The 3,262-nt window shown below is 69.9% G+C and carries 6 protein-coding genes; 2 read left to right on the forward strand and 4 right to left on the reverse strand.

Going from position 1 to position 3,262, the window contains the following annotated elements:
* Together AC04L7_RS15075 and AC04L7_RS15080 are read left to right on the forward strand one after the other, a co-directional pair.
* On the forward strand, nt 1-231 hold a 231-nt coding region (locus AC04L7_RS15075), incomplete at its 5' end, for a YgaP family membrane protein (RefSeq protein WP_475513313.1).
* Between the two features lie 80 nt (nt 232-311).
* Nucleotides 312-1,361 carry a S66 peptidase family protein gene (locus AC04L7_RS15080; RefSeq protein WP_435998115.1) on the forward strand — a complete coding sequence of 350 codons (1,050 nt, stop codon included), beginning with the start codon at nt 312-314 and terminating at the stop codon, nt 1,359-1,361.
* A 20-nt stretch (nt 1,362-1,381) separates the two neighbouring features.
* On the opposite strand, the gene AC04L7_RS15085 is transcribed toward AC04L7_RS15080, so the two are convergent.
* From AC04L7_RS15085 to AC04L7_RS15100, 4 genes are all read right to left on the reverse strand, one after another.
* Nucleotides 1,382-1,723: a YkgJ family cysteine cluster protein gene (locus AC04L7_RS15085; RefSeq protein ID WP_475513314.1), complete on the reverse strand. Its 342-nt coding sequence runs from the start codon at nt 1,721-1,723 to the stop codon at nt 1,382-1,384.
* 204 nt (nt 1,724-1,927) lie between these two features.
* Complete coding sequence (locus AC04L7_RS15090; protein WP_435998117.1) at nt 1,928-2,266, reverse strand: DUF6122 family protein; 339 nt, start codon at nt 2,264-2,266, stop codon at nt 1,928-1,930.
* A 9-nt stretch (nt 2,267-2,275) separates the two neighbouring features.
* Nucleotides 2,276-2,746, reverse strand: coding sequence for a YaiI/YqxD family protein (locus tag AC04L7_RS15095; RefSeq protein ID WP_435998119.1), 471 nt, complete (start codon nt 2,744-2,746; stop codon nt 2,276-2,278).
* Complete coding sequence (locus AC04L7_RS15100) at nt 2,743-2,895, reverse strand: hypothetical protein (protein WP_296278279.1); 153 nt, start codon at nt 2,893-2,895, stop codon at nt 2,743-2,745. Before AC04L7_RS15100 ends, AC04L7_RS15095 begins: the two co-directional genes overlap by 4 nt.
* Between the last annotated feature and the right edge of the window lie 367 nt (nt 2,896-3,262).

The raw sequence follows: 3,262 nt of genomic DNA on the forward strand, positions 1-3,262 counted from the left end.
GCGCAGCGGCACGCCGCACGCTGGCACCTCATCCCGGAGGACACGCAGATGAAGGCGAACGTGGGTGGTTTCGACAAATGGGTACGGATCGTCGTCGGCTCGCTGCTGATCGGCTGGGCGCTGGTGGGCGGTCCGGCATGGGCATGGATCGGCGTGGTGCCGCTGGTGACGGGCCTGTTCAATGTCTGCCCGCTGTATGGGCTGCTCGGCATCAACACCTGCAGGCGGTGAGAGGCCGGTCCGCCTCGCTACCGACCGGGCGAGGAACGTGGTCTTGCTAAGCTGGTCGCCGTCCCACGACAGGCGATGACATGCACAGACGACAGTTCCTCGGATCGGCCGCGCTGGCCGCGACCTCATTGATGCTGCCGTTGGCGGCCGGCCAGCACGCTTTCGCGGCGACGCCGCGCGCGCGCCTGCTGCCGCCGCCGCTGAATCCCGGCGACACGGTCGCGCTGGTCAGTCCGTCCGGCGCGACCGACGAGCCGTTCGACCTGCAGCTCGCGCAGGAGGCGATGGAAGCGCTGGGGCTCAAGGTGAAGGTGGCGCCGCACCTGGCGTCGCGTTACGGGCATCTTGCCGGCACCGATGCCGAACGCGCGGGGGACCTCAATGCGATGTTCGCCGACCGCGGGGTCAAGGCGATCATCTGCGCCCGGGGCGGCTCCGGTGCCGCGCGCCTGCTGCCGTTGCTCGATTACGGCATGATCCGCCGCAATCCGAAGATCCTGCTCGGCTATTCCGACATCACCGCGCTGCAGAACGCCCTGCTGTCGCAGGCCGGATTGACAAGTTTCCATGGCCCCATCGGCATCGGCAGCTGGAACGCGTTCAACGCCGACCAGTTCCGCCGGGTCTTCTTCCAGCGCGAGCAGATGCAGTACGCCAACAGCGCGGACAAGGGCGACGAGCTGGTGCAACGCAGGAACCGCACGGTCACGATCACCGGCGGCAAGGCGCAGGGCGAACTGGTCGGCGGCAACCTGACGGTGCTGACCGCGCTGGCCGGCTCGCCGTACCTGCCGGATTTCGCAGGCAAGATCCTGTTCCTGGAGGATGTGTCGGAGGCGCCTTACCGCATCGACCGCATGCTCAGCACGCTGCGGTTGATGGGCGCGCTGGACAAGGTCGAAGGCATCGTCTTCGGCGAATGCACCGAATGCGACCCGGGAGGCGGCTTCGGCTCGCTGACGCTTCCGCAGATCTTCGACGACTACTTCAAGCCGCTGAAGATCCCGGTCTATCGCGGCGCGATGATCGGCCACATCCGGCAGCAGTTCATCGTGCCCGTGGGCGGCAAGGTGGAAATGGACGCGGACGCAGGCACGTTCCGCATGCTCGAGCCGGTGTTCGCCGCCTGAAGGCGGACGCCGGTGCCGCGTCAGTACAGCGTGAGCGGAATGCCGCGCGACGTGCGATCCCGGTAGTCCGTGCGGACATCGTGGCAGTACGGGCCGGCCATGACGAAGCGGCGGCAGATGTCCGGGCGCGTGTCGTAGATCGAGCAGCACATGCGTGCCGCATCGATCGCCACGCACCAGCCCTCTTCATCGCGCGCCATCACGTGCAGGCCGGCGTCGGTGTGGGTGGTCAGGTGCGAAGGCACGCCGTCCTCGGGCTGCAGCACCACGGTCAGGCGGCAGCRGACCGCGTCGCAGCGTTCGCAGAGCGGTACCGCGGTACTCACCGGTGTCGTCCTCCGCGGAAGCGGGGCGGCGTCGATTGGCAGGGGGGCTGGAACGGATCGCGAGGCATGGAGCGCTCCCGGGGTGGCGCTCCGCCCGTGCTCGTGGCGGAAACGCATGGAGGAAAGCGCAGCGGGCGACGGTGGCGGCGGTCGGACGGGACGCGGAAGGTGCAGCGCGGCCATCGTACGCCGTGGGTCCCGCGCGTACCTGAAGCGCGCCACCGGAACTGAACGGGCGGGTCAGGTTGCGTGCGATGCCTGCATCAGCAGGCAGTCGATGCCATCGAGGGCGATATGGATGAGCAGGCCGATGCCGAACCAGCGGGTCTTCTTCGGCAGCGCCAGCCCTGCGTAGACGAGGATGGCCGGCCAGGTGTGCAGGGGATGGAAGCCGATACTGCAGCGGCCGGGCGCATAGACCGGATCGGCGAGCAGGTGGTCCAGGTCGATGACCCACGCCGCCAGCATCCACAGCGCGGCGCGCTTCCAGTCCCTGGGCAAGCACAGCCGCGCCAGCGCCACCGGCACCAGCACGTGCAGCAGCAGGTGGAGCGGCGCACGGAGTTCGACGTCGGGCATGGCGGCGGCTCAGCGACGCGTGGCCAGCCAGCGATCGAGCTGGTTGGCGAAGCCCTGGCGATCGCGCGCGCTGAACGCGGCCGGTCCGCCGGTCTGCACGCCGGCGCCACGCAGTTCGTCCATGAAGTTCCGCATGGACAGGCGCTCGGCGATGTCGTCCGGCGTGAAGCGCTCACCGCGCGGGTCTACCGCCTGCGCGCCGTTGGCCAGCACGCGCGCGGCCAGCGGGATGTCCTGGGTCACGACCAGGTCGCCCGGGCGCGCACGCTCTGCGATGGCATCGTCGGCGACGTCGTAGCCGCCCTGTACCTGCAGGGCGCGGATGAAGCGCGAGGGCGGGGTGCGCAGCCACTGGTTGGCGACCAGGGTGACCGGCACCTGCGCGCGCTCGGCAGCGCGGAACAGGATTTCCTTCACCGGACCCGGGCAGGCATCGGCATCGACCCAGACCTGCGGGGGCGGCGCCGCCGCTTCGGTCATTCCCGGGTATCGGCCGGCGTGTCTTCCGCGCCCGCATCGGTCCGGGCCGCGTCGCGTTCGGCGCGCTTCTTGGCGTCCTTCTCTTCCTTCTTCTTCTTCTTGGCCAGCTCGCGCTGTCGTTTCTCAAAGGAGTAGTTGGGGGTCGGCATGGGCGTTCTTCCAGTGAGGGGAGGGCGTGCGGAGGCGGCCCGTACCCGTACACGATAGCCCGCAGGCGCGCTGCTGGCGAATGCGGCGCCCGCAGGCTCGCTGCGGCGCCGGCCCCTGCGCTACCATCCCGCCGTCGGCCACCCCCGGGGGACGGGTGCGGTCCCGACGTCCTTCCATGGGGTGAAGAATGCGGCGAATCCTCTGCCTGGTGCTGGCGGCCCTGGTGCTGGCCGGCTGTGCGAAACGCGTCAAGGAGACGCCGTTGCCTCCGCCCGTGGAGAGCCCGCAACCGCCGCCGCCACCACCGCCGCCGCCGCCGCCACCACCGCCACCACCGCCACCGCCACCGCCACCTCCCAGCAGCAC

It is taken from the genome of Pseudoxanthomonas sp. LjRoot204_2 (assembly GCF_056175765.1).

Bases quoted from the DNA above. Each gene is read 5' to 3' on its own strand.
- AC04L7_RS15080 (WP_435998115.1), top strand. From the start codon at position 312: ATGCACAGACGACAGTTCCTCGGATCGGCCGCGCTGGCCGCGACCTCA.
- AC04L7_RS15090 (WP_435998117.1), bottom strand. From the start codon at position 2,266: ATGCCCGACGTCGAACTCCGTGCGCCGCTCCACCTGCTGCTGCACGTG.
- AC04L7_RS15095 (WP_435998119.1), bottom strand. From the start codon at position 2,746: ATGACCGAAGCGGCGGCGCCGCCCCCGCAGGTCTGGGTCGATGCCGAT.
- AC04L7_RS15100 (WP_296278279.1), bottom strand. From the start codon at position 2,895: ATGCCGACCCCCAACTACTCCTTTGAGAAACGACAGCGCGAGCTGGCC.